At 40.2% G+C, this 26,749-nt stretch carries 28 protein-coding genes; 18 read left to right on the top strand and 10 right to left on the bottom strand.

All coding sequences use genetic code 11. The features are described from left to right. Positions 1–507: 507 nt before the first annotated feature. The gene (locus WMZ97_RS09745) at positions 508–1,188 is read right to left on the bottom strand and encodes a DUF1129 family protein (RefSeq protein WP_343271896.1); all 681 of its coding nucleotides are present in this window, start codon (positions 1,186–1,188) and stop codon (positions 508–510) included. After that, positions 1,185–1,520: a PadR family transcriptional regulator gene (locus WMZ97_RS09740; protein ID WP_343271895.1), complete on the bottom strand. Its 336-nt coding sequence runs from the start codon at positions 1,518–1,520 to the stop codon at positions 1,185–1,187. Before WMZ97_RS09740 ends, WMZ97_RS09745 begins: the two co-directional genes overlap by 4 nt. 164 nt (positions 1,521–1,684) lie before the next feature. Here WMZ97_RS09740 and WMZ97_RS09735 point away from each other — a divergent pair, with 164 nt between their 5' ends. From WMZ97_RS09735 to WMZ97_RS09710, 6 genes are all read left to right on the top strand, one after another. Next, a complete protein-coding gene (locus WMZ97_RS09735) occupies positions 1,685–2,500 on the top strand; it encodes a DUF368 domain-containing protein (protein WP_343271894.1) in 816 nt (271 codons plus the stop codon). A gap of 72 nt (positions 2,501–2,572) precedes the next feature. Continuing rightward, entirely contained in the window at positions 2,573–2,893 is a 321-nt protein-coding gene (locus tag WMZ97_RS09730; RefSeq protein WP_343271893.1) for a thioredoxin family protein, read from the top strand. Between the two features lie 314 nt (positions 2,894–3,207). After that, the gene (locus WMZ97_RS09725) at positions 3,208–3,699 is read left to right on the top strand and encodes a PH domain-containing protein (RefSeq protein WP_343271892.1); all 492 of its coding nucleotides are present in this window, start codon (positions 3,208–3,210) and stop codon (positions 3,697–3,699) included. Between the two features lies 1 nt (position 3,700). Beyond that, positions 3,701–5,194: a PH domain-containing protein gene (locus tag WMZ97_RS09720; RefSeq protein WP_343271891.1), complete on the top strand. Its 1,494-nt coding sequence runs from the start codon at positions 3,701–3,703 to the stop codon at positions 5,192–5,194. A 50-nt stretch (positions 5,195–5,244) separates the two neighbouring features. Next, entirely contained in the window at positions 5,245–5,853 is a 609-nt protein-coding gene (locus WMZ97_RS09715; protein WP_343271890.1) for a class I SAM-dependent methyltransferase, read from the top strand. 298 nt (positions 5,854–6,151) lie between these two features. Next, positions 6,152–7,000, top strand: a complete 849-nt coding sequence (locus tag WMZ97_RS09710) for an aldo/keto reductase (protein ID WP_343271889.1) — start codon at positions 6,152–6,154, stop codon at positions 6,998–7,000. A gap of 78 nt (positions 7,001–7,078) precedes the next feature. Here the strand turns inward: WMZ97_RS09710 and WMZ97_RS09705 are convergent, their stop codons facing one another. Then, positions 7,079–7,726 (bottom strand): VOC family protein, encoded by a 648-nt coding sequence (locus tag WMZ97_RS09705; RefSeq protein ID WP_343271888.1) that lies wholly within the window; start codon positions 7,724–7,726, stop codon positions 7,079–7,081. 212 nt (positions 7,727–7,938) lie between these two features. Continuing rightward, positions 7,939–8,559: a TetR/AcrR family transcriptional regulator gene (locus tag WMZ97_RS09700; RefSeq protein ID WP_343271887.1), complete on the bottom strand. Its 621-nt coding sequence runs from the start codon at positions 8,557–8,559 to the stop codon at positions 7,939–7,941. Between the two features lie 179 nt (positions 8,560–8,738). Between WMZ97_RS09700 and WMZ97_RS09695 the strand changes: the two genes are divergently transcribed. The 4 genes from WMZ97_RS09695 (at position 8,739) to WMZ97_RS09680 (ending at position 11,664) form a co-directional block, all read left to right on the top strand. Next, on the top strand, positions 8,739–9,431 hold the full coding sequence (locus WMZ97_RS09695; protein ID WP_343271886.1) for a response regulator transcription factor: 693 nt from the start codon (positions 8,739–8,741) through the stop codon (positions 9,429–9,431). Further along, positions 9,428–10,747 (top strand): HAMP domain-containing sensor histidine kinase, encoded by a 1,320-nt coding sequence (locus WMZ97_RS09690; RefSeq protein ID WP_343271885.1) that lies wholly within the window; start codon positions 9,428–9,430, stop codon positions 10,745–10,747. The genes WMZ97_RS09695 and WMZ97_RS09690 overlap by 4 nt, the downstream gene beginning before the upstream one ends. Further along, on the top strand, positions 10,723–10,851 hold the full coding sequence (locus WMZ97_RS09685) for a hypothetical protein (RefSeq protein WP_343271884.1): 129 nt from the start codon (positions 10,723–10,725) through the stop codon (positions 10,849–10,851). Before WMZ97_RS09690 ends, WMZ97_RS09685 begins: the two co-directional genes overlap by 25 nt. Positions 10,852–11,019: 168 nt before the next feature. Continuing rightward, positions 11,020–11,664 (top strand): PepSY domain-containing protein, encoded by a 645-nt coding sequence (locus WMZ97_RS09680; RefSeq protein ID WP_343271883.1) that lies wholly within the window; start codon positions 11,020–11,022, stop codon positions 11,662–11,664. Between the two features lie 48 nt (positions 11,665–11,712). On the opposite strand, the gene phnE (WMZ97_RS09675) is transcribed toward WMZ97_RS09680, so the two are convergent. The 4 genes from phnE (WMZ97_RS09675) to WMZ97_RS09660 form a co-directional block, all read right to left on the bottom strand. Beyond that, positions 11,713–12,510, bottom strand: a complete 798-nt coding sequence (gene phnE, locus WMZ97_RS09675; RefSeq protein WP_343271882.1) for a phosphonate ABC transporter, permease protein PhnE — start codon at positions 12,508–12,510, stop codon at positions 11,713–11,715. Continuing rightward, positions 12,507–13,286, bottom strand: coding sequence for a phosphonate ABC transporter, permease protein PhnE (gene phnE, locus WMZ97_RS09670; RefSeq protein ID WP_343271881.1), 780 nt, complete (start codon positions 13,284–13,286; stop codon positions 12,507–12,509). Before phnE (WMZ97_RS09670) ends, phnE (WMZ97_RS09675) begins: the two co-directional genes overlap by 4 nt. Beyond that, positions 13,283–14,056 carry a phosphonate ABC transporter ATP-binding protein gene (phnC, locus tag WMZ97_RS09665; RefSeq protein WP_343271880.1) on the bottom strand — a complete coding sequence of 258 codons (774 nt, stop codon included), beginning with the start codon at positions 14,054–14,056 and terminating at the stop codon, positions 13,283–13,285. The genes phnE (WMZ97_RS09670) and phnC overlap by 4 nt, the downstream gene beginning before the upstream one ends. A gap of 154 nt (positions 14,057–14,210) precedes the next feature. Beyond that, positions 14,211–15,791 carry a bifunctional metallophosphatase/5'-nucleotidase gene (locus WMZ97_RS09660; RefSeq protein WP_343271879.1) on the bottom strand — a complete coding sequence of 527 codons (1,581 nt, stop codon included), beginning with the start codon at positions 15,789–15,791 and terminating at the stop codon, positions 14,211–14,213. Positions 15,792–16,202: 411 nt separating this feature from the next. Here WMZ97_RS09660 and WMZ97_RS09655 point away from each other — a divergent pair, with 411 nt between their 5' ends. From WMZ97_RS09655 to WMZ97_RS09640, 4 genes are all read left to right on the top strand, one after another. Continuing rightward, complete coding sequence (locus WMZ97_RS09655; protein ID WP_343271878.1) at positions 16,203–17,138, top strand: phosphate/phosphite/phosphonate ABC transporter substrate-binding protein; 936 nt, start codon at positions 16,203–16,205, stop codon at positions 17,136–17,138. A 394-nt stretch (positions 17,139–17,532) separates the two neighbouring features. After that, positions 17,533–17,790, top strand: coding sequence for a glutaredoxin family protein (locus WMZ97_RS09650; protein ID WP_343271877.1), 258 nt, complete (start codon positions 17,533–17,535; stop codon positions 17,788–17,790). Between the two features lie 101 nt (positions 17,791–17,891). Beyond that, positions 17,892–18,281 carry a YppG family protein gene (locus WMZ97_RS09645; RefSeq protein ID WP_343271876.1) on the top strand — a complete coding sequence of 130 codons (390 nt, stop codon included), beginning with the start codon at positions 17,892–17,894 and terminating at the stop codon, positions 18,279–18,281. Between the two features lie 223 nt (positions 18,282–18,504). Next, on the top strand, positions 18,505–19,200 hold the full coding sequence (locus tag WMZ97_RS09640; RefSeq protein WP_343271875.1) for an alpha/beta hydrolase: 696 nt from the start codon (positions 18,505–18,507) through the stop codon (positions 19,198–19,200). 102 nt (positions 19,201–19,302) lie between these two features. Here WMZ97_RS09640 and WMZ97_RS09635 read toward each other — a convergent pair whose 3' ends face one another. Beyond that, entirely contained in the window at positions 19,303–20,157 is an 855-nt protein-coding gene (locus WMZ97_RS09635) for a DegV family protein (protein ID WP_343271874.1), read from the bottom strand. Between the two features lie 402 nt (positions 20,158–20,559). Then, a complete protein-coding gene (locus tag WMZ97_RS09630) occupies positions 20,560–21,465 on the bottom strand; it encodes a DMT family transporter (RefSeq protein WP_343271873.1) in 906 nt (301 codons plus the stop codon). A gap of 699 nt (positions 21,466–22,164) precedes the next feature. Here WMZ97_RS09630 and WMZ97_RS09625 point away from each other — a divergent pair. The 4 genes from WMZ97_RS09625 to WMZ97_RS09610 all read left to right on the top strand — a co-directional run bounded on the left by WMZ97_RS09625 (position 22,165) and on the right by WMZ97_RS09610 (position 26,658). Continuing rightward, positions 22,165–23,643 carry a DEAD/DEAH box helicase gene (locus tag WMZ97_RS09625; protein ID WP_343271872.1) on the top strand — a complete coding sequence of 493 codons (1,479 nt, stop codon included), beginning with the start codon at positions 22,165–22,167 and terminating at the stop codon, positions 23,641–23,643. Between the two features lie 415 nt (positions 23,644–24,058). Further along, a complete protein-coding gene (locus WMZ97_RS09620; RefSeq protein WP_343271871.1) occupies positions 24,059–24,394 on the top strand; it encodes an FAD-dependent oxidoreductase in 336 nt (111 codons plus the stop codon). Between the two features lie 519 nt (positions 24,395–24,913). Continuing rightward, a complete protein-coding gene (locus WMZ97_RS09615) occupies positions 24,914–26,122 on the top strand; it encodes an MFS transporter (protein WP_343271870.1) in 1,209 nt (402 codons plus the stop codon). A 23-nt stretch (positions 26,123–26,145) separates the two neighbouring features. Then, positions 26,146–26,658 (top strand): TetR/AcrR family transcriptional regulator, encoded by a 513-nt coding sequence (locus WMZ97_RS09610; protein WP_343271869.1) that lies wholly within the window; start codon positions 26,146–26,148, stop codon positions 26,656–26,658. Positions 26,659–26,749 lie beyond the last annotated feature (91 nt).

Here is a 26,749-nt window from a genome sequence, read left to right as displayed (position 1 = left end):
GTCATATGAAAAAGTAACCCTCTGTAAACTTAAATTAAGGAGGAATGCTTTTTTCGCTTGAGATAAAAGTCGCCATATTTAATAGTAGATGTTTTGGGTCGTAAGTTAAAGCTTACGGCTCGTTTTTATAATTTACTTTCTATATTTATCCCACTCTTAACGGGCAGTAAGACTCCCACTTCAAGATGTTGAGATGAATCAAAAAAGATAAGTGGGAGTCAACTGCATGACAAAGATCTGATTCTGTTCGGGTCTGCACGATGCAGGTCACAAAGGCGTTGCAACTCAGACGTTGCGAACTTAGCCTTTGTTCCTCTATTCAGTAGGGGGGGGAGTGAAACCACCACTGAATGAGGTTTCACTTTATCTTAAAAGTAAATTGCCGATAAAAGTTACAAAAACGTCCGTAAAAACAGACGGAACGGTCCTCGAATGGAATATCTATGTTTTTAGTTGACTCCACAAAAAGGATCTGTCCCTCTGATTCAATCGATAACACTGTATCTGCTACCAGCCTCTTTTAAACAGATAAGAACTTCCATAAAGAATAGCCCCAATAATAGCAAACCAGAATGCGGATAGGCTTACAACATTCCCAAAGGCAGGAATTAATTTCGGGACAAAAACAAACAGGCAAATATCAATCATGCAAATGACCCAGAGCTGCAGGAACTCCACCCACTTTTTTGGTTGTTTCTCTTTAAACGACGTTCGCTTGATCCATTTAAATATAAATAGAATAAAACTAAACAGAAGTACAATATAAAATAAAACGGTTACTAATCCTTTGCCAAGTGAAATGGATATGGTATTTGTGCCCAGGTCAAACAAATAATACAAGGCTGGCTGCAAGATACCAGTTACTAGAGCAATAATTCCCAGAAATTGCAAAACAATATGCGTAATAAATGGAATTTGCTCCTTCTTTGACTCTTCTGGAAGCTCGCCAATTAGTTCTTGGCAATATGCTTTTGGATCATTCCCAAATACCTGTTTGGCAGAACGGCCTTCCGCTTGAGCTTGCAGAATATGGTCGAGCAATTCCAGTAAAATTTCTTCTGTTTGCTGTTCTGACTTATTGAAATTTAGCCGGATGTAAACAAGCATTTCCTCGTATAAAGCAAGGTTCTCTTCGTTTAAATGTTCCCGTTTTTCATTATTTAGTGCAATAAGTTCCTTTGCATTCATGTGTCATCTCCCCCTTGATCAGTCATTCGATCTACCGGCTGCTTAATTGTTTTCCAATGATAAATGAATTCTGCTAGAGCTTGTTCGCCATCTGATGTCAAATGATAGTATTTCCGCTTTGGCCCAGCTTCTGACTTTTGCATGACCCCTTCGATAAGTTTTTCCTTTTGCAAACGAAGCAAAATAGGATAAATGGATCCTTCACTAACATCCGCCAACCCGAACTGTTGTAGTTTAATCGATAATTCATATCCGTATGTCGGCTGCTTTCTGATAATAGACAGAATACATCCCTCTAGAATTCCTTTTAGTAATTGACTTCGTAATGTCATGCTCAAACACCTACCTTGTCTTACAAGATACCAAATGTAAAAATAGCTAACTTGTGTTGCAAGATAGCGTATACCCATTGTACAAATTATATATATAAAATGCAAGGTATTTTTGGTATGATAACTTTATGTATGAAATGAATTCAATGTGGGGAGTTTGACAAATGGAGTGGAAAAATATTTACCGCGGCATACTCATGGGAGCAAGCGATGTGATTCCTGGTGTGAGTGGGGGAACGATAGCAGTATTGCTGGGGATTTATGATCGGCTGATCGCAGCAATAAATGGTATTTTTGGTAGGGGTTGGAAACGTCAATTAAGCTTTTTGATTCCACTGGCTATTGGCGTTGGAATTGCCATCTTAGCATTAAGTAGATTGATAACATGGTTGCTTGACAATTATGTTGTACCTACTCAATTTTTCTTTTTGGGCTTAATTATTGGGATTTTACCATATTTGTTTCATCAAGCGGATGCAAAACGTACATTTCGGGTGAATCATTATCTTTTGTTGCTTATCGGTGCGATATTGATAGGATCGTTAGTATTTTTGCACAAAGGCAGTCCAGCCGAAATAGCAGAAATGACAACTTCTACCTATGTGTTGTTGTTTTTTTCCGGTTTTCTTGCCAGCAGTGCGATGATCCTGCCGGGGATTAGTGGCTCATTCATGCTGCTTGTCATTGGTGTGTATCCAACCATTATGCATGCGGTTAGTCATTTGCGATTGGATATTCTTGCTGTAACGGGAATTGGTATTGTGGCAGGAATCATTATTATGAGTAAAGTAATTCATTTTTTCTTAGAGCGTTTTAAACTTGCTACCTTTGCGTTAATCATTGGATCAGTAATTGGATCGATTATCGTGGTATTTCCTGGATGGCCCATCACGTTGCCGCTCGTCCTGCTCAGTATTGCAACTTTTGCAATAGGACTACTTGTTGCATACATTTTGGGACGAGTGGAATATACTAGCTGAAGCAAACCATAAGACATTCCGTTATTTAAGCCTTACAATAGAGTTAGAAGTCAGATAAGGAGTGTGTATGAAATGAAAAAGATTGCAAATGAAACAGAATTTAATCAATTGATTCAAAGCGAAAAACCGGTCATCATTAAATTCTTTGCAGATTGGTGTCCGGATTGCAAGCGAATGGATATGTTCATTGGTGACGTTATCGATGAATTTAGCCAATATGACTGGTATGAAATCAATAGTGATGAGGTCAAAGGAATCGCTGAAAAGTATGAAGTAATGGGTATTCCGAGCATACTGATTTTCCAAAACGGTGAAAAACTGGCTCATCAGCATAGTGCCTATACGAAAACACCTGAATCGGTAACTGAATTTTTGCATGAACAACTTGGGTGATTGAATTGTCTCATGGCCGATCGGGAAACCGGTTGGCCTTTTTTTAGGAACGATTACATTGACTTAAGCGATTGAGCCATATGCTGAGCGATCGAGAAATCAAGCCAAGCGCTCGAGAACACAAGCTGAGCGATCGAGAACACAAGCTGGGCGATCGAGCCATATGCCAAGCGATCGTGGGACAAGCCCTAAGCCGGAAACGTCAACCCCAAAAGAAAGAATCACCTCTCCTCTCGCTGAAACCTTTTCACCCCACTAATCGTAGTACAAGCTTATAGTTACATGAAACACTTCAACAAAGGATGTGACAGCATATGTATACAACCACTCAACCGGAAAATCAAATTTCAACAGATGCTATTAAGGTGTGGCGAATCAGTAATATCATACAGGATGTAATCGCACTCATTGTTTTGATAGGTTTGTTATGGACAGGAATACACTTTGCTTGGTTTCATTGGATTATCGTCATTCTTTGGATCCTGCTTGGGCTGACTCCAGTGGATGTGATCTGGTCCATTGGAATACAGCCAGTATTATTACATAAATATTGGCGGTACGGCATTACCGAGGAATTTGTCCAATTGAAACATGGAATCTTTGAACAAAAGTATACTGTGATACCAATGACGAAAATACAGTATGTGGAAGCAACGCAAGGTCCATTGCTAAAGAAATATGGATTATATACGATCAAAATTGGCACGATGCGCTCTTCGCATGAGATTCCAGCGTTACCAGAAGCTGAAGCATTCGTATTGCGGGAGAATATTGCAGAACGGGCAAAGCTGAAGGAGGCGGAATGATATGCAGCCGAAACGCATGCATCCGATGAAAATCGTATTCTCTTTTATCAAAACGATACGAAATAGCTTTGTCGTTATATTGTACCTGTTTATTATTAACTTTAATGATGTCTCCACGTTTATTATGATTGGCCGGATCGTGTTTCTGGCCTTTCTGTTATATCGACTGGCAGCGCTCACGATCGAGTGGTGGAAAACCACCTATGAATTCAAAAATGGTACCATTCATATTTATCGCGGGCTGTTTACCAGGTCGGATAATCGGGTCCCGGTGGAACGAGTTCAAAATGTGCAATGGGAAACACCGTTTTATTATCGAATGTTTCACTTGACCGCCTTATCGTTGCAAACAAGTGCTGCAGACAAAGAAGCATCGGTGGTGTTCGAGGCGATTAAACAAAAAGATGCGGAGCAAATCGAAACCCTTGTGCTAAATAAGGGGGCAACCTTGGAACCCCAACAAGCGAGTCCAGACGAGTTTGAACGATCAGTTGGCACGCAGGAGTTCCAAGTAGAAGAAACAACAGATTCGAAAACGATCCATTTCCGGCCAACACGAAAAGACCTATGGAAGGCTTCCTTTCTATCGTTTAGCTTTTTAGCTTTTATTCCTATTTTGGGAACGGTCTATCATCAGATGGATGAGGTGATGAACCTGGATGAACAGGCAAAAGGGCTGATCGCATTTTTAACAAGTTCGTGGCTGATGTTAGGGGCGTTCATTATCATGTTTGTGATCATCGCAATTGTTTTTGGAATGACACGAACGTTTCTGAAATACGGCAAATATGAAATAGCATCAGATAGAGAGCGCATCTATATTCGAAGTGGAACGGTGAGTAAAAGTGCATTTACGGTTCGTAAAGAAAATGTACAAGCCATTCGGATGAATCAAAATCCGCTTAAGAAGGTGCTAGGCTTACTGGAGGTTAGTCTGCTTAGTGCTGGGAGTCAGGAAGAAGAATCAGAGGAAGTTCATTCTCTTTACCCATTTCTCCCACAAGAGCGAGCTGCTGGTCTTATACAGGAACTGTTACCGGACTTTGCCATTGAACAGGAAGAAGAAATGGAGAAACTGCCTCGAACAGCTCTTTTCGTAAGGTTATTACGAATACCGTGGGTGTGGATAATTGCAACGATTCTCATTGTATGGTTGAAGCCCGTATGGTGGTGGGTGTCACCAATTATATTCCTGTTAACCTATGTCATGCGTGTCTTAGATCATCGCAATACACGCTTTCTGCTTCATGAGCAGTTTGTGCAATTTAAAACAGGGGGATTGTGGTCAACCGTGTTTATTACGAACCGGAGCAAAGTGATTGAGGCAGAGGTTGAACGCACCATCCTGCAGAGACGGTTTAGCCTTGCAACGATTCAAACGATCAATCGCACCAAGCCTGTTCATTTGGAGGAAATCAAGGATGTTCCCGTAGAAACGTCGAACAAGTTTATTACATGGTACCATGATCGATATAAGGAAATAGAAGTCAAGTGATTGAAAGAAGAACCAAGTGGGAATAAAGAAGAATAAAAAGGAGTACTATCATGCACCTGCTGTTCTCCCAATTTGCCAAGCCAACAGGACTGACCGGAGCATTTGTTGGCTGGTTTATGGCGAAGGAAAATGAACAAATAATTTGCTGGACACTGGATTTTTTAGATATCCAGGATCATGATCATATTGTAGAAATCGGTTTCGGACCAGGCCAGGCGATGAAAGAGTTATTGCTTGGCTCTAAACACCACCTGTCAATTACGGGCATTGATCCATCCGAAGTCATGGTATACCAAGCATTAAGGAAACTGAACAAATATATGAGGCATCAGTATCAGGTGCAGCTGTTTGAACAGGGGGCCGAGCCATTTCCTAAACTTTCGCGTAAGATTGATCACGTATTTGCGATCAACAATATCACATTTTGGAAAGATCCTGTTTCTACTTTAACTAAAATTAAACAGCAAATGAATCCTGGAGCTAAGATAGCGTTAACGCTAAAACCACATGAAAAAGGTGCCACCGATACCACTACAGAATTAATTGGCGGCCAATTAAAGGGACTGTTAACCCAAACAGGATTTCAGGAAATTGCCGTGTTTATCCATCCAACAAAACCAAATGATACGGTGTGTGCAGTTGGCATGAATAATGGATAAAATTGTTGATTTTGAGTAAAACTGCTGTCTGGAAAATTACAGAATTGCAAGAAGTTATGACAAATTATAAGTGGAATCGATCGAAAAAAGAAGGGATATCCGTAAGAAAGTAGAAATTATAGTAAGGACTAGTTATTTTGGCGAATAGAAGAAAGAAAAAACAGGGGATTATTGTTAAGAAAATAGGGGAATAAACTATGTGGAAGCAGTGGGATTGTCTCGTTTATAACTTGATAAAGATAACGATGCAATTCCTTATTGTCTGTACAATAAGCAGTAAGAAAGGATGAATTTTTTGATGAATACAGCAATTATTCCTGAGTTCACACTAAATGACGGCCTTGTATTGCCAGCAATTGGTTTTGGTACAGTTACATTAAAGGGAAGTAAAGGAGTTCATTCCATTCAAAGTGCGATCGATGCAGGATATCGGTTATTGGATACAGCGGTTAATTATGACAACGAGGGCGCAGTAGGGGCGGCGGTCAGTCGCAGCTCTGTTCCAAGGTCGGAACTGAAAATCACTTCAAAGTTGCCGGGACGTTACCAAACATACGACAAAGCAGTGACAGCAATTCAAGAGTCTCTGTATCGGGCAAATCTCAATTATTATGATTTATATCTTATTCATTGGCCAAATCCGAACCAAGATCATTATGTTGAGGCATGGCAAGCCATGATTGATGCCCAAAAATGGGGATTGATCCGTTCTATCGGCGTGTGTAACTTTTTGCCTGAACATATAGACCGCCTTATTCAGGAAACAGGGGTAAAACCAAGCATTAATCAAATTGAAATGCATCCCTTCTTTAATCAAGAACAACAAAGAAAGTATCACCAGGAACACGCTATTCAAACAGAAGCTTGGAGTCCTTTGAGCCGGGTAGGTGCATTATTCCAACATAAAACACTGAAAAGAATTGCAGATGATCATCATAAAGCAATCTCACAGGTGATTTTACGGTGGCACTATCAATTGGGGTCAATTCCTATCCCAAGATCTGCCTCCCTTGAACACCAACAGGAAAACATTGCCATTTTTGATTTTTCGTTGAGTGAAGCAGAAATGAGTGAGATTGCGGAATTAACCCGCCCAGATGGCAGATGGAACAATGAACTGGATCCGGCAGTTCACGAAGAGTTTTGATTCACAAGATTGACGTGCAAGGATAATACCTATACGAAAAAGACATGAATAAAAGCGGGATGTAGATGCACATCCCGCTTATACTAAATCAAACCTCAGGTTACGCTCATCACCAAAACGAATTTTACAATTTTGTAATGCCAGCAGATGTTTGTTAAGCTTTTTTGGTTTCAACTGATAAATTCGGGCAAACATATCCCGGTCAATCCCATTGTAATGAATCGTTTGGATGGTTTGTATGTTTAATAGACTTGATTCTGGATATGCATCACCGGGGTTTTCCCACTCGATCAGGAATGGCAGCATTGCTTCTGTATGGTTATACTGCGGGAAAAGCATCCGCCATTTTAAAACCGTACCGTCCGGCTTGGCTCGCTGTCCAGCAAATGGACCGGTGTAAGGGATAGCTTCCCGTTCGAAATGTGCAATATAGTCATCCATCTGGTTCGTTCGTAATGCAAATTGGAATGGACCAAGCAAATCATTGTCCACGACATAAACCAAATGCTGAATGAGTGGGTTCTCCGCATTTCTTGCCTTATCGAGATCGGTTACCCCTAGCCATTCCAAATAACTGTCATTGGAAAAATAGGACAAGTAATTATACGTGCCCCAATTAATATGTTCGCCACCCTTGATTGCTTTGATGGTGAATTGATTTCCATACTGTGCACTAGCCTGTTCCGCATTATTTCCAGCTATTACGATATGATCTAATGCTAACATGTCCTATCACTCCCCGTTTGGTTTGTCTGTCGAATTCGATGACCCTCGAGCTAGCTATTTGAATACTCATTATCAATCTCTATTTTTAACTTTGCAATATATTTGTTTTGCGTCTTGTTTCGTAAGCTACTGAAAAAGGTTTACCCGAGTGCAAAAGGAGATATGGCCATTTATTTTATCAGGCAATCTATTTTTAGTCTGATTTGTTTTCTTTAATCATGCGTTTCCTCACATAAGCCGCGCTTCAGTAGATCGATTTCTTTTAAAAAATATTGCATGGATTTGTCATACGTTAACTCTCTGGCAAAACTGAGAACAAGATTATGAAAGGCAACAGCGATTAAAATTTGGACAATGTGAAACACGTCAGCTCTATTTTCAATCGCTAGATTTTTTGTATTCATCAGTTGACGAATCTCGATCAATTGCTTTAATTTTTCCTTGCTGAAATTCTTGGTAAATGTGCGTTCCATTTGATAATTCATGTTTAAGAATGCATTCTTAAAGAAATCACGATTTTCCTGACTTTGGGAGTTTTTCAGCATCGATTGATACATGGCGATAGCAGTATCAAAAATATCACCGTCCGTCTGTCTGAGGAAGGTGACAAACTCGCGTACCCGCATTTTGCCGGACAGTTCCAGTATATAATAAAATGCGTCTTCCTTATCATGAAAATATTGATAGAAGCTCCCTCTAGGTATATCCGCCGTTTTTACAATATTGGAAATCGAAGCCTCATATAGGGACACCCTGGAAAATTCCTTCTTCACTGCTTGAATCAGGAGTTGTCTTTTTTTGCCGGGCAAATTGAAAAAAGTTGATCTTGGCATTTGTATTCCCTCAATTCCATCTGAAGTGACATGGTGTCACAATAAACAATGTGATTATTATAAATGACATAGTGTCACATGTCAATTTAAACCGTTATGGTGATGACAATTTGTATCTTTCCCACAGGAATATTGATATAGTACATGTAAAAGAAACTACTAAGGTGCGTGGAAGATATATGGATCAGCCAACTATTTTAATTGTGGAAGATGAAAAAAAGCTAAGCCGTGTGCTGGAGCTGGAATTAACGTATGAACATTATCAAACACAAATTGCTGATAATGGAAAAACCGCTCTTGAATTGCTAAGGCAAAAGAAGTGGGATCTTGTCTTGCTAGATATCATGCTGCCAGAACTCAGCGGGCTGGAGGTACTTCGCCGTGTCCGCCGCTTTGATCAGCTTACCCCAATTATCTTATTGACCGCAAGAGATGAGGTACATGATAAAGTAAGTGGATTGGATCTGGGTGCCAATGATTATATCACAAAGCCTTTTCAAATTGAAGAATTGCTTGCCCGTATTCGTGCGCATCTTCGCCATTATAAGGGAAGTGAACAGCGCAGCAATGTACTGGAATTAGGTGAGTTATATGTTAATTTACATACACGGCTGGTGAAACGCCAATCGAAAGAAATCGAACTTACCCCAAGGGAATATGATTTGCTTGTTTATTTATTGAAAAATGCAAACGTCGTCTTGACACGTGAGCAATTAATTGAACATGTATGGGGCTTTGATTACATGGGAGATACCAATGTGGTAGACGTTTATATCCGCTATCTCCGACAGAAAATGGATAAAGGGTTTGCGGTGAATTATATTCAGACGGTACGCGGTGTTGGGTATGTTATGAGGGATCGAAGCCAATGAAATTACGGACAAAAATTCAACTGTTTTCCAGCATCTTTATGCTCATTTTAATTATTCTTGTCAATGCTTCGATTTATTACTTGTTTTATCACGTTTCGATTAATGGGGAAATGGAGCAATTACAACAGCGAACAGAAATGATTGTCAGCGCATTAAACAAAAATCCAACGGTTCCGGTTTCCGACTTGCTGGATGGCTATCTCCCCGGTGAAGGAATGATCCGGGTGATTGCTCAGGATGGAGATATCAAGAATACAGTAACGAAGCGAAATAATTATCGCAGCCTTCCCGGTAAATTTTCAACATCAGAGAAGCGGGAATTTGTAACCGCAGAAACCGGGGAAGATATTGCTGTCATTTCTCAGCCAATTATCTGGGAAAACGGCGACATTGTAACCCTCCAGGTATCCAAGCATTTACTGGAGTTGCACCGAACGATGCGCGTCCTCTTATACGCAGTTATCATTGCTTCGGTTATCATGTTACTCCCTGTGGTCATTGCGGGAAGTGTGTTAAGTGTATTTTTATTAAAACCAATCAACAAGCTGATTCACACAATGAAGGAAAATAAGACGATGGGGAGGTGGAAAAAGATAACATTGGATGGACGTTCCAGAGATGAATTATATCAGATGGAAGCCACGTTTAATGAAATGATTGACCATCTAAAGGAGAATTTCGAGAAGCAAGAACAGTTTGTTTCCAATGCCTCGCATGAATTAAAGACACCCATTGCGATCGTTAAAAGCTATGCCCAATTATTGAAGCGGCGGGGCATGGAGCGACCAGAAGTTTTTCACGAGTCGGTTGGCGCGATTGATTCGGAAGCGGATCGGATGCAAAAATTGGTTGAACAAATGCTGTTGTTGGCTAAAAATAAACAAGAGGCGCATCGCCATCCGGTCAATCTTATAACACTATGTCAACAAGGTATTGCTGCCTTTAGCGGTGCCTATGAGCGAACAATTACCTTTAAATATGAAGTAGAAAATGTTTGGATACATGCGAATGCCGAACAAATAAAGCAGGTTATTTATATTCTACTTAGCAACGCATTGCAATATAGTGCCGATGACGTTCATGTACATGTAGATCGCCAGGGTGATCAGGCGATACTTCAGGTAGAGGATTTCGGGCAGGGTATTCAGCCGGAAGATCAGTCCAAGGTGTTTGATCGTTTTTATCGCGTAGATAAGGCTAGAAACAGGGATACAGGAGGAACTGGCTTGGGCCTGCCGCTAAAAAGAAAGATTGAGCGAGCAGTGCACCACGCGATACAGGAGGAACTGGCTTGGGCCTGCCGATTGCCAAAATGATTGTAACTGAACATAACGGGGGAATTTCTGTTACCAGTACGTTCGGACAAGGATCGTTATTTACCGTGAAGCTGCCACTTATAGCGGATGTTCCGGAAACATAGGAATGGTGGAGTTATTTCTAACTGTCTATCGTGTGCATATGTCAATGCTGTTCATCTAGATTATCTCCTTCTCAGCAAATTCTAATGTTTCTCACAGGGTATCTTCATTCATAGTTGATACATTGGATTTAGCAAAACGGTCTATGATGAAAATAGGAGGGAACGAACTTGGTAAAGAAAATTGGTATCATCATTGGGATAATGCTAGTCGCTCTATCTCTAGGATTTGGCATCTATCATTCCAGTGCGTCCAACTTAGAACCGGAATTATCAATGGATGAAATTAAACAGCTTGTTTCTGATCAATACCCAGGTACGATTACGAAACTGGAATTGGAAAAGAACAGCAATAAGGCTATTTACGAGGTTGAAATTACGGGGAATAATCACGTATATGAATTGCACCTTGATGGCAAGACCGGTGAAGTCGTTGACTTGCGAGAGAAAATGAAGCTGGACAGGGATCATGCCGGGCAAACGACTGATGCCGATGAAGATAAACCAGAAGAAGCAAATCAGCCGAAAAACCCTAATAATAACGAAAAAGAAGCATCAGATGCAGACACAGCTCAGGACAATAAACAGACCGGAAATAAACATATACAGCGGAAGCAAGCCGTTATCCAGTCGAAAAAGGCAATGGAAATCGCATTAAATGAATTTGCCGGAGAAATTACCGACTTTGATCTGGAGGAAGACGATGGCCGTTTGATTTATGAAATTGAAATAGAAAACGGGGATAGGGAAGCAGAAATTAAAATTGATGCGTATACCGGAGAGATTTATTCATTGTCGATTGAGAATGATGATTGAAGAAAAACCAGAAGCCCCCGTTGTTAGGGATGCTTCTGGTTTTCCCTATTACACAATCCGTCTTCTTATCGAGGACGAAATCACGTCAATAATTGTAACCATAATAATAATTCCTAAAAGGATGATGCCAACACGATCCCATGAGTGGCCGTTCAACGCGAAAATCAATGGCGCGCCAATTCCTCCAGCTCCTACAACCCCAAGAATTGTCGCGGCACGGACGCTTAATTCAAACCGGTAAAGGGTATAGGACATAAATGCAGGTAAAACTTCTGGTACAACTGCAAACCAGAGTGTCTGAATCTTATTTGCTCCTGAAGCGGTCAAGGATTCGGTTGCTCCGAGATTCGTACTTTCAATAGATTCACCGATTAATTTACCGAGCATACCAATCGAATGAACACCTAATGCCAGTATACCGGCAAATGGTCCAAGTCCAACAGCTTTGATAAATATTAAGGCTAAAATGAGTTCCGGAAATACACGGATCGCACTTAAAATAAATTTAGCTGTGGATGAGATCCAGCGATGTTTACTCATATTACGCGCTGCAAGTAAGGCAAGCGGAATACAGAGTATGGCCGAAATAAAGGTACCAAGTACAGCAATGGCAAGCGTTTCTAGTAGGGATCGTAACAAATCCTCTCCAGCCGGGTCATAGACATAGCCCCAGTCCGGGTGAAAGAGTCCATTGATCATTCCCTTCATTGCTGTTATTGCCGTATCTTTTACTTCAATAGCGGGTGCGCCCCAGAACGCCCAAGCATAAATAAGAAGTACAATCACAATAATAGTCCATTTTTTTATCTGTTTGTTTAGTGGTTTCTTTGCGCTTAATTTACTCATATTAATTTCTCCCGTAGTCGGTTACTGATCGCATCCACGATAATAACGACGATAAAGGTATAAATGATAATGGTTAATACACGGTCATATTGATAAAAGCTGAGAGCATTATTTAAGACTAATCCAACGCCGCCAGCCCCAACATAACCAAGAATGGCCGCAGCACGAATATTGATTTCAAAACTATAAAGAAAGTATGATATATAATGCGCAACAACCTGTGGAATAACCCCGAAGAATATCCACTGTATTTTATTTGCTCCAACCGCCGTCATTGCCTCCATCGGCCCAGGATCGATTGCTTCAATGGATTCATAGAATAATTTTGCGATAACACCGAATGAGAATACCGAAATAGCCACAATCCCGGCAATTTCGCCAATTCCAAAGATCGGCACAAATAAAGCAGCTAATAATAATTCCGGAATGGTACGGATTAAATTCATAATAAATCTGGCAAGCTGGTAAACGATTGGCAGCTTAAAGACATTACTAGAGGATAACAAAGCTACTGGAATAGCTACAATTCCTCCAAAGGTCGTACCCAGTACTGCCATTCGTATCGTTGCCAGCATAGGCTCGGTAATCGAAGCGAAATAGGACCAATCTGGCGGAAACATCTCATCGATGAGGGTAGCCATGCCTGGAAGCCCGTCAATAAGCCCGCCGATGGTCACACCCGTATTTCGTGCGCTACCCCAAATAATGAGCAGAATAAAAATAACTGTTAACAAAACCTTTAGCTTAGCGATTCTTCTTGATTTAATTGCGTTCATTGTTCGGTCTCTCCTAACAGCTCGTCTTGCCTGATTTGACGACCATAGATCTCGGAGAATACATCATCCGTTGCTTCCTCAACCGGACCATCATAAACGATTTCACCGGCACGGATTCCAATAATTCGGGTGGCATATTGCCGTGCCAAATCGACAAAGTGGAGGTTAACAACGGTCGTAATCCCTAATTCTTGATTGATTCGTTTCAAGTCATCCATTACTTGCTTTGTTGTGAACGGATCAAGTGATGCAACAGGCTCGTCAGCCAAAATAACCTTTGCTTCCTGTGCCAATGCTCTGGCGATAGAAACCCGTTGCTGTTGTCCCCCGGAAAGCTGATCGGCACGTGTATAGGCCTTGTCTTTTATGTTTACCCGGTCTAAAGCATTAAGTGCCAGGTCCACATCATGTTTAGGGAACATTCCCAAAATGGTTCGTAATGTGGAGTGGTAGCCAACGCGTCCGGATAATACATTACGTAAGACAGTAGAGCGTTTTACTAGGTTGAAATTCTGAAATATCATTCCAATATCACGACGAATACGTAACAGGGATTTCCCTCTTGCCCGTGTAATTGAATTACCATCAATGACGATTTCACCATCTGTAATTTCGTGAAGCCGATTAATCGAGCGCAGGAGTGTTGACTTTCCAGCGCCGGAAAGTCCGACAACTACAATAAAATCGCCCTTATTCATTGTGAGGTTTACGTTGTTTAATCCTTTGGTGCCATTGGGATAGACTTTGGAAACATTTTTAAATTCAATCATTTGTTCAATTTTGCTCCTTTATGGAAGTTTTCAAAACATACGTTGTAACAACCTTGCATGGAATCCGTTAACAATTGTATATACAAGGAGTTGTTGTTGTCGTTGATACGTTAAGGTTACGCTTGGAAGCTGTCAGAAAAGATTACCTGGATACCTAGTCATGATTGGTAATGACTTTCCAATTATGATTAACAGTTACATGGACGACAGGATGCTTTAAGAAATAGTTAGCAATAAGTTCTGACACATCGATTGGAATATCCTTTATGACGGGTTTGTCTTTGTACATAAAATATTCCCCGCCACCGCCTGTGCGATAATTATTCATGACAACATCATACAGGGCATTCATCTCTACTGGCTCACCCCTATGCTCCAGTTTGACGACACGTTCACCAATCGGCTTGGAAATGTCAAAAATATAATCAATACCTTCCCACATGTCATAGTTGTAATGCTGTGGCTTAGGCGTGGTGAACGCAGGATTTAATGCAACATCTCCACCTGTATATTGCTGGAAGTAAGCGGCTGAGCGCTCCAGTGCATCTTTCATATCCTGTCCACTAATGCGAATGACTTTTAGTGTGTTGGGATAAATGTAGTTGGATACGACATCACGCATGGTGACATCTTCTGGAAATCCCTTTGCTTGATTATCAAAAAGGGCCGTATTGGAAATGTCCACGTTTGCCGCTTCCATTTGTACGTGATTGATAAATTCAATCAATGGGTTATCTTCCATGCGAATGGCCATTGGATCATGAACGGTCATATCGCCTTTGATTTTCCCAATCGGCTGGTCAAGCCATTCTTGCGTCGCATTTTCATACACTTGAGTTTTAGCCAATAACTGTTCATCGGCTTCTACACTTGCAGACGATAGGAGTTCGGTGGTTGCGTCCATGCATTGCCAGTGCTCCTCATTCTTTTGCAGGGTTAACGTCACCTTCCCTAGCATAATTCCATTATTTCCCGGCTGAACAATAGGTACGCCATTGATTTGTTTTCCGGCAATCTGGCGATGCTGGTGTCCGGTTAGTAAGACATCGATTCCTTCCACTTCTGCACATAGCTGGTATCCTTGATTCTCACCTGTCAAAGTCTCTGATGGTTCTCCAGTATCCGGATCCCGTTCGAAACCTCCATGATAAGCGACAACAACAATATCGGCTTGTTCCTGGTTCCGTAAATAAGGTATCCATTTTTTGGCTGTTTTCACAACGTCCATAAATTGCAACCCTTCAATGTGCTCCGGTTTTTCCCAGTTTGGGATATAGGAGGTTGTCAGCCCGAGTATGCCAACTTTTACATCGCCAGGAAATGTTTTCATAATATAAGGTTTTCCATAGAAAGGATCACCATCCTTATTAACAATATTTGCAGCTAACCAGGGGAATGTGGACTCCGACACTGCTTGTTGAAGGATCGCCTGTCCATAGTTGAATTCGTGGTTGCCGAAAACTGCAGCATCATAACCGATCTCGTTTGCCAAATATGTCATTGGATTCGGCTGCTCCGGTTCCCTTTTTACATAATGGTACGTGAGCGGGGTCCCTTGAATTAAATCACCATTATCGATGATGACTGTATTTTTGTGTTTGTTTCGTTCCTTTTGGATAAGTGTGGCTATTTTCCCTAAGCCAACATGAGCATATGCATTTGTCCCATAGTTGATCGGATAGATATTTCCATGTACATCACTTGTTTCCAAAATAACGAGCTCGGTGGTTTCCATTGGTTCTCCCCCTTATCTTAGGATTCTTAGATGGGTAATTATCACTAAAAGTAAAGCATTTTACTTAACTTTACAAAACTAGTGTAAACGATTTAGTCGAATTTTGTAACCTTTATTTTATTATTGTTGAAAAAAGAAATTGGAACTGGATGCGGTCTGAAAGGTAAAGTAGACTTTATTTCTCTGATTTGCTGGCATAAGCATATTTTTTTTCGACTATAAATTTTCAAATAAAATATATATTTCCTCGTCAATTTAGTATATAATACGATATGTATTTACATAGATGTGGCAAAAGTGTGTAAAAAGGCTGGAACAGGAGAAATGTAAATTTTTAGTATTATTTTTTCACCTTTTACCAAATTTTTGTACATCAATTGTAAAAAGAAATCATATTTGGGGGTTCAATTTATGCTGAAGAAACTTGGACTTTTTCTGTTGACGATTGCGTTTGTTTTATTCATCGCAACAGGATGCAGTGGTAGTAAGGACGATAGCAAGGGAAAGGACGAGCCATTTGAACCGGAAAAGCTGAAAGTTGGTTTTGTTCCATCCCAAAATGCGGAGACGCTGGAAGCCAAAGCGAAGCCATTAGCTAAGTTACTGGAAGATAAGCTAGGAATTCCAGTAGAGGTTGCGGTAACAACGGATTACAATGGTGTCGTGGAATCGATGGGCGCGAAAAAGCTTGATATTGGTTTTCTCCCGCCAACTGATTATGTACTAGCCCATGAAAAAGGTTATGCCGATGTGCTATTACAGGCACTTCGTTATGGCGTTAATCCGGAAGATGGTTCGAATACGGACGATCTGGTCGAGTACTATTATTCCGGTCTGCTTACAAAAAAGGACGCTGATATTAACAGTCTAGAGGATCTAAAGGGGAAAACAATTGGCTGGCAGGCACCAACGTCCTCAGCTGGATATGTTTGGTCTGCAGTAGAAATGAAAAAGGAAGGCATTGATGCGCAAAAAGATGTACAAGGTGTTCAGTTGCAGGGTCATGATAAAGGGGTAACAGCCGTGTTAAACGGTGATGTTGATGCAGCTGCAATTTTCATCGACGCCCGTAATATTGTAAAAGAGGAATTTCCAGACGTATTTGATAAAACGAAAATCGTTTACACCACAGAAAAAATTCCAAATGACACAGTCAGCGTTCGTCCTGACATGAGTGATGAATGGAAAGATAAAATTGCTGATGCATTTATTGAAATCGGAGAAGATCCAGAAGGTCAAAAAATAATTGAAGATATTTATACACACGTTGGGTACAAGAAATCCAAGGACTCCAATTTTGATATTGTTCGCGAATACTCGGATAAAGTAGAAGAAATCGGTAAATAGTTATAGACGCAGAAAGGATGCTCGCACATGAGAATGCAGCATCCTTTTTTTAAAACACTCTATTCGCACTATTTAATAAAAAATCGAAAAAAAGTTTTTCAAGTGTGATATATGTCATAGCAGGTTAACCAAAGTGGCGGTAGAATAATAAGTGAGAGATTTGGGATGTCTCTGCTCTATTACCACTATATTTGTGCAAGCTGAAAATGTAAGCTTGCACACCATTTCGCGAAAGTAAAGCCATTATCATGGATAAGGCTTTTTACTTTCGCTTTTTACGTACGTTCTATAGGGTAATTCGCACTACTTTTTGAAACATAATTGTAATATTGATGTTTTGTAACATAACATAGCGGGTACTCAGCAAATAAGAAACTTCTAGGAGGAACCCGTCATGAATCAGAATAATGTGCTGGTCTACATCAATAATAATAGCAAGCAACGTTTAGATGTACTTGATCAATTAGATAAATGGCAAATTGATTATCAAACGAAAAATATTGCCGAAAACCCGAAGTACTTGGAAGAGCTACAAGCAGAAGGAATTTATGGAACCCCCGTTACGTTCATTAACGGGCAGCCAATTTTAGGCTTTCAAAAAGATAAAATGAAACTTGAGTTGGGACTGGAACGTAATGACAACGGCTGGTAGATAAGGCTTGCGAAGTGGAACTTGAAACAAGAACGTCACATTGGGCGGAATCATTGCATAAATTATAATGAAGATAACGTTAAAAAGAGGTGTTTACGAAAATGTCTCACAGGCCCTTTTTTTATCAGCAGCCATATCGGGCATATGGTGACATTGCCAATTATCAGCAGTTGAATGCCTATCATCAGCAATGGCCGCACCAGCAATTCCCCTATGTTTATCAAACGTATCCACCGTCCCCGTCTCCGTTTACGTACTTTGCTAAACCGCCACAGCCGACCAATTGGTATGCTCCGATAAATCAACAGCAACAGTCAGCGAATGTGCCTCATCCGCAGCCAAAGCAAAATGGACTTCTTGCTTTATTTCAAGATAAAGATGGGCAGGTAGATTTGGATAAAATGTTTTCAACGGTAGGGCAATTCGCTAACACCTTCCAGCAAATCACACCGGTTGTAAAACAAGTCGGATCGTTCATGAAGAATTTATAAAAAATAATATTTGCAACTTAATATTCATGTAACTTTTGTACAAATAAGCTGATTAAAACGTCCCCACAGTCAGCTTATTTCACTTATTCAGTGATGAGAACCAAGCCCAGAATTGCCGGAAAAACGATAATCGTCCTTTTGTATATGGGATAAAACAATATGAAACAGGAGAGCGTAAGTACATGTATGTGTTGCAGGAATGAAGCATTAGAGGAGAATGCATATGATTGGTTGTTTAATTATCCATGGCTATACAGGGGGTCCGTATGAGGTTGATCCATTAGCAGCCTTCTTGCTGGAAAATACGAACTGGCATGTTGAAGTCCCTACTTTGCCGGGCCATGGCAAACATTTATGTTTAACGGAAGAAAATGTCTCACATAAACGATGGATTCAAGCTGCCGAACGAACACTGAAGACGATGATTGAAACATATGACCAAATTTATTTGATTGGGTTTTCCATGGGCGGGATGATTGCCTCTTATCTGGCTACAAAATACAAGGTAACTAAACTGGTTTTGTTAGCACCGGCAGGTAAATATTTATCATGGAAACAAATTTTATTAGATGTCGGTGAAGTGCTTGTCGACGGTTGTAAAGGTACATTGCGGCAGAATAAATTATACCTGCACTATAAAAAGAAACTGGGAGCGGTCCCTTTAAAGGCTAACTTGGAGTTTTTGAAACTAGTTCGGTTTACAAGGCCATACTTAAAAAATGTGGATACCCCTGTACTGATTGCACAAGGGCAACAAGATGGGTTAGTCCCGTACAAAACAGCGTATTACCTGGAAAAGGAAATGACATCAAAGCAAAAAGAGGTCGTTTTTTTTGAACGATCGAAGCATTTGATCTGTTTGGGAAATGATAAAGATACACTGAATACGATTGTATACAGCTTTCTTACTAAAAAGTGAGTGGTAACATTGCCGCTCACTTAGTCTAAACAAAGGCGCGGGTACCCGGTTAACACCGTTCGTTGGTATTAGCGGCATAAAGCTTAGATTTTTACGCTTTTTTTAGTCTTTAAAAAATGAAATAACTAATCCGCCTTCACCAGAATAGGTCGATATCAGCGGTCCCATTTCTGTTAGTAGAGCCTCCTGGAATGGATACTTGTTACGGATTTCAGCCATAACGGTTTTTGCACGTTCCTCCGCATTACAATGGGACATCGCGATGATTTTGTTTTCCATGTTTTTGGTATATTCGCCGATCTGTTCAATAAATCGTCTAATTGATTTTTTATCTCCACGAACCTTTTCCGTGACTTCGATGGACCCTGATTCATTACCGTGCATGAGCAGTTTAATATTCAGTGTTTTGGCAATGGTGCCTTTCACCTTGTCTAAACGTCCACCCAGGATCAAATTTTCGAGTGTCTTTAAGACAAATAATGTGGTGGTTTGTTCCACACGTTCCTGCATGTGCGCTATGAGCTCAGCGAATGTATGACCTTCTTTGATGATTCTGTCCGCTTCATGAAGCAACAGTGCCAGCCCACAAGAGGCTGTCTTTGTATTAATGACTTCAATTTGGCGGTCGGGTTGTTCCTCAAGTAACCTGTTTTTCCCGGCAACAGCGTTTTCGAACGTACTGCTTAACCCTTTCGACATACTTAACATCAGAATTGGTTTTGCAGGATCTACTTGCTGATAAGCCTCATAAAAGTCATGCGGGCTTGGTGCAGATGATTGGGGAAGTGTATTCGAATCTTTTATTTTTTGATAAAAGTGCTTTAAATCAAAAGACGTACCACTTTTATATGTTTCTCCCTGGAAATTCAGATAAAGTGGGACAGAAATCAAGTCTAACGATTCAGATAACTTCCCGGGTACATCCGCTCCGCCATCCGTCATGAATTGAATTTGCATGGTGTCACCTGCTTTTTAAAGGATAATTTAATTATAACAGGTTTGGTCAGCAAATAGTGGGATATTCAACAATTCAACAAAGACCAACCGAAAACAATACGGTTTCAGTTGGTCTCACGCAGTTTATCCCGCCTTAACGGGTAGTAAGACCCCCCCACTTCAAGATTTTGAAGTGGAACTAAAAAAGATAAGTTGGGGTCAATTGCATGACAAAGGCCCGATTCTGTTCTCAGCCTGCACGATGCAGGTCACAAAGGCGTTGCAACTCAGATGTTCGAGTTCTTAGCCTTTGTTCCTCTATTCAGTTGGGGAAAGGGCAGACTAAAATCGTCACGTCCTTATGTCTTCGCCTGCACTAGCACGTCTTGTGCGTCGGAAGCCCGTACTGAATGAAGTTTCACTTTATTTTTTTCTCGAAATGGTGACGCTTCGTTTCCGCGATGTGCTCATAATAAATAGGAGCAGACCGAAGACAACGATTGTTCCACCCAGCCATTGAGAGGAAGTGACCTTCTCATGAAGAATGAAATAGGCCAAGATCGATGCGCCAATTGGTTCGAAAATAATCCCCATAGAGATCGTTGCCGTACTTAGCCATTTTAACGCCCAATTAAACAACGTATGGCCGAGGAACGTTGGAATAATAGCTAAGGCCAGGAAGATGCCCCAATGGTTGAGCGAATAGCCAAAGAATGGGTTATGTAACAGGATATTATAAATTATTAATGTTATCGAGCTGATACCGTATACGACAAACGTGTAAGGCATCAATGATAAACGTTTTCTTGCATGTTGTCCGAGCAGGAAATAGGCTGTAATCGCCACTGCTCCAATAAGGGCCAGCATATCACCCAATAAGGCTGTACCACTTAAACGAAAATCCCCCCAACTGATAATAAAGCTTCCAATTAGAGCGATGACCATGCTGATAATTGCCCCTTGTGAAAACCGTTCTTTGAAAAAGATATAGGTGCCAATAAAAGCAAATATTGGTTGAAGGGTTACCAGTACAACGGAGCTTGCAACCGATGTATAATTCAAGGATTCAAACCAGAGAATAAAGTGGAACGCCAGGAATACACCAGCAAAAGCGGAGAGAATCCAATCTTTTTTTTCAATTGCGCGAAATTCATGCCGGTGTTTAAGCAACACATATGGAGCCATCAAAATAACGGCGAGCAGTAAACGGTAATTGGCAATGATAGCAGCTGGTACACCACTTGCCAGTTTGACAAGAACTGCTGAGGTTGAGACGGCTATGACACCAATTACTACGACGATATATGGATTAAACGGAGGTATACGCATGTTAAATCTCCCTTGTTCGTAATCATGATGAGTTTGAATCGAATTTATTTTATCATGTTAAGGGAAAAAAATCACGAAGGAGTAGATATCCTTAGCATAAATGTGTTATGATATAATAACTGTTATGGAAGCATGAATTTTCAAGTGAGGCCCCTCCAGAAGTGAAGGATGCCTTTTTTAAGCGTAAGAAAAGTATAAATGAAGCTGTAATCAATCCCATTACAGGAAAAGCCAGTTACAGGGCTCGTGCTTCCTGTATCCACGCACGTGCTTCGTTGATTCGATCAGGTATAATGACCTTCCCCTTTTGACTTTCAAAAAGGAAATATACTTTGGCACGTGCCGGCACAAGGCAGGCTGTTTTTGTCTGAAAACATCAGGCAATAGTGTTGTTTGCACGAGATGTTTAACGCTTTTCTTATGATAAATAAATATATAAGTGCTTGAACAAGTACCGAATTGGATCAAAGGTCGAGGCGCACAGTTTCGAAGAGCTCAATATATATATCACCTGCAGTTGGTGTCTTTTGCAATAAGAGAAAGAGCCTAGTCGATATCCTTAAATTGTGTTCCTTGTATCAACGTATTTGGTGTGTGGGCGAAACGATATAATCCGCATATCCACCTTTAGGGACAACAATGAAGCACTTACACTTTTGTTCATGCGAATTTTAAAGTAAAAAAGGAGTAGACTATTAGGTGACAACATTCAACGATTTAGGTGTCTCGCAACCGATTATGAAAGCATTGGAAAAAATGGGCTTTGAGGAAGCGACACCAATTCAAGCAGAGACAATCCCGCTTGCCATGCAAGGGAAAGATGTAATTGGACAAGCACAAACAGGTACAGGTAAAACAGCGGCATTTGGTATCCCGATGATCGAAAAGATTGATAAAAGCCTACGCAAAATTCAAGGGCTGGTTGTCGCGCCAACGCGTGAATTGGCAATCCAGGTTGCCGAGGAAATCAACCGATTAGGCAAGTTCAAAGGGCTTCGTACGCTCCCTGTATATGGCGGACAGCATATGGAACGACAAATTCGCTCGCTAAAGGATGGGCCGCACATTGTGGTAGCAACGCCTGGCCGTTTGCTGGATCATATGCGCCGTAAAACGATTCGTATCGATCAAGTGAAAACGGCTGTACTGGATGAAGCAGATGAAATGCTCAACATGGGCTTTATCGATGATATCCGTGAAATTTTGAAAGGTATTCCGGAAGAACGGCAAACCCTGTTATTTTCTGCAACGATGCCAAAAGAAATTCGCGATATTGCGACACATCTCATGAAGAACCCGGAAGAAATTAAAGTGAAGGCAAAAGAAATGACGGTCGAAAATATCGATCAATACTTTGTCGAAGTTCCGGAGAAATATAAATTTGATACACTTACGAACCATTTAGATATCAACGGACCAGATTTAGCGATTGTATTTAGCCGAACGAAAAAGCGGGTGGATGAAATCACGGAAGGTTTACAAGCTCGTGGATTTCGTGCGGAAGGTATTCATGGTGATTTAACACAAGGTAAACGGATGTCTGTATTAAATAAATTTAAAAACGGCCGGGTTGAAGTATTGGTTGCCACCGATGTAGCAGCACGCGGGCTTGATATTTCGGGTGTGACACATGTATACAACTTCGATATCCCGCAAGACCCGGAAAGCTATGTACACCGCATTGGCCGCACAGGGCGTGCGGGGAAAACCGGGGAAGCAATTTCGTTTATTACACCACGGGAAATGGCACACCTGCATTTGATTGAAAAGACAACCAAAAGTAAGATGAAGCGTATTATGCCGCCTTCCAGTCAGGACGCATTGCGCGGACAGCAGCAAGTTACCGTTGACAAGCTTTTAAAAACGATTGAGAAACAGGATTTAAAAGCATACCATGAGACCGCCAATGAGCTTTTGCAGGATCATGATTCGATCACAGTTATTGCTGCAGCGTTGAAGATGTTGACCAAAGAACGGCGGAATGCACCTGTTCAAATTTCTTCGATTCAGCCAATTAGCGTAAAAAAGGCCCAGCGAAGTAAAGACGGGAACAGAGGAAAACGCAACTACTATGGCAATAAACGAAACCAAGGTGGACGCGGACAAGGCGGCCGCAATCAATATAGTGGCCGCAACCGCAAAGGGAATTTCCAAAAACGCAGAAACCGGGATTACTAGGGTTTTTCGAAATAAAAAAGATTCTCCTAGGGGAGAAGGTATAAAAAAGGATGCAAATCATACATGAATTTGCATCCTTTTTTTGATTGATATAATTTGGTTACCCCTCATAGCGTGTACCGAACGGATAACTGGTTCATTTTATCTTTCATTGCTTCAGTGAAGTCATGAAGATAAGGACAACAACCATTATTTGAAGAAACAGAATTAGAAGCTGAACTAGAATTTGAGGAAATAGCTGAGTTTAAGGAATACCTCACAACGAATAAGTCCCTTATATTTCCATGATAACTTTAATTTCTTCGTATCGAAGCATCACCCAACAGAAGAAGAAATTTCATGGTCGCTTATTTCAACAGAGCCACGGAAAATCGCGAAAAAAGATTTTGAAGGAAATCCGATAGGGGAATTAAAAGTGGACTTAGCTGCACGGTTTGAAGGCTGGGAAATGCTGATTAAGCAATTAATAGAAGCAACAGACCATATTATTGCAAAGCAACTTTATCGCATCGACTTAATGGAGCATTACTCACACGGTCGTGTTGTATTAATCGGTGATGCCTTCCATACAGCGGATCCGAACGCAGGTATGGGAACAACTTTAGCGTTTGAAGATGCGATGTATTTAGCAAAAATGCTACGTGATTACGATTATGAGGATGCCTTTAATTATTTCGAGCATGACCGCAAGCCACGTGCAGAAAAAGTGTTTCATAGTGCTAATTTATTAGATAGACAATTTAGTGCTTGATAATGTAGAGGATTATGCATTCTTTAATGATGGAGAACAGTCCATCTGGGATAAGTAGAATGAAACAAACCGATGCTCATGTTGATTTCATGCGGTCTGAAGAGCAATATAACCGTCATTGACTATTTATTTATCGGGATTAGTTTTGTTCATATGACCTACTCCCAATCTTTGAGAAAAGTGTACGACGACAACTGAACTGTTTCTTTCAGAAAATTTATGTGGCTATTATGTAAATAAATTTAATTATATTTAGAGAGTTAGTGCATGAAGTATATAAGAGAGGCAGTGGTATAACTAGTCAAAAAAATGTAAAGATGGTTTCGTTTATCATAAAAAGATAAGTGAAACCACTTTTCGTTGTGTTATTCTCATGATCCACCAGTAGATTTGAACAAATTTGTAGTGGGATAAGAGTGTGTATTCTTCATATTTGCTGTTGACTTAGATAAACTAAGAATATATAATAATTACTACACCAACCGTTCGGTATAGTTGATAGTGGATAGGGGAATTATTATGTCAAAAGAAAATTCTTTATTTCGTAACCGCACATTTAATCTTTTAATCATTGCTGGGATATTTGCTGTCTTAGGATTTAGTGTATTTTTAACAACGACCACATGGTATGCGGTGACGGTAATGGGGTCAGCGGGATCATTAGGAATGATCTTAATAGCCGCCACAGTGCCAAGGTTAATGATGATGACGTTTGGTGGTGTTTTAGCTGATAAGTATAAAAAGACAACTATCATGTTTTCTACTAACCTGATTCAAGGCTTTTTACTGTTAGTATTGTTTCTTCTACTTGTTAACGATCAATTGAATTTAACTTGGATATTAGTACTATCAGGATTATTCGGAGCTTTAGATGCCTTTTTCGGACCGGCTAGTTCTGCTATGATTCCAAAAGTCGTGAAAAAACATCAGTTACAACAAGCTAATGCTTATTTTCAAGGTGTCGATCAGCTTGCTTTTATTGGTGGACCAATACTTGCAGGATTGGTTATGGAAGCAGCAAGTATAGAATTGAGCTTTTTAGTAGCTACCATATTAGTATTCATGTCAGCGGTAATTATCTTTCCACCATTTATTAAAGAAGCGGCAGTTGAAGATATTGGAAAAGCTACCCCGTTACAAAATTTTAAAGATGGATTTTCTTATCTCAGAAAAAACCGTTTTCTGGTGGTTGGAATTCTTATTTTGATAACGGCGAACTTTTTCGTCTTTGGATCGATACACATTGCCGTTCCTATTCTAGTTGAATTACTTGATGGAAGTCCTATTCATCTTAGCTTTTTAGAATCGTCTCAAATGGTGGGGATGTTAATTAGTACAATGATATTAAGTGTTGTTAAAATAAATAGGAAAGGGTTCGTGTCCACATTCGGATTATTTGCTACACTAATTACAGCACTGATATTTAGCCAAGTATCGAATTTAATGATCCTTACGGTAATTGGTTTCTTTATTGGATTTTTCATGTCATTTGTTTATATCCCATTTTTCACTGCTGCACAAGAACAAACGGACAGCCAGTTAATGGGAAGGGTAATGAGTATCATTTTTCTAGCTATGAATGGATTTGATCCACTTGCATATGGTTTGGTCAGCATGCTTACCGCAACTGGCTTTAATATTCAATACGTGTTACTCACATTTTCTTTAGTGGGCTTGATCATAGCTGCCATTATTGCGCTAAGAGCCAAAGATTATGTGCGGAATTAATTATATAAATAGAAGGTGATGGAATGAGGGTAAACAATAGAAAAGAGTTAATTTTTCAAGCTGCAATAAAAGTAATTTCCGAAAAGGGAATCAACAATTTTTCCATTCAGAATGTCTGTGACGAAGCAGAAATTAGTAAGGGGGGTTTGATGTATCATTTCGCTTCAAAAGAAGTCTTAATAACATCATTACATGAATACATCATTAGCTATATTGAACAATTAATCATGGATGAAAAGAGTGTCAGAGAAACATACACTGAAGCTTATCTTCATGCCTGTCTACTGGCTGCAAAAAGTGATGAGACAAAAACATACATGTCATTATTTAATTACGAGGTTAATGAAGAGACAAAAGTTCTCTGGGAGAAGTTTTATGAAGAGGTAGTAGAAGAGTTGTCTAAGGAACTTTCCGATGAATGGGTTACTTTAGTCGTCTTAACAACAAATGGAATATTCACTAAAGATAATTACTACTCTGAAACCGAGCTTGAGTCTGTATTAAATCTCTTAGTAAATTTAATAAAAAGCCGTTGATTGCGATATTAATTTGTATTTGGCAAGTAAAAAATGTATGAAATGGCATTTAAAATTGTATGCCACTTGCCACCCCTAATTATTCATGTAA

The sequence above is a fragment of the Lentibacillus songyuanensis genome, assembly GCF_039548255.1.
Lineage (GTDB): Bacteria > Bacillota > Bacilli > Bacillales > Amphibacillaceae > Lentibacillus_C > Lentibacillus_C songyuanensis.
This window is presented reverse-complemented; position numbering and strand designations above follow the sequence as displayed.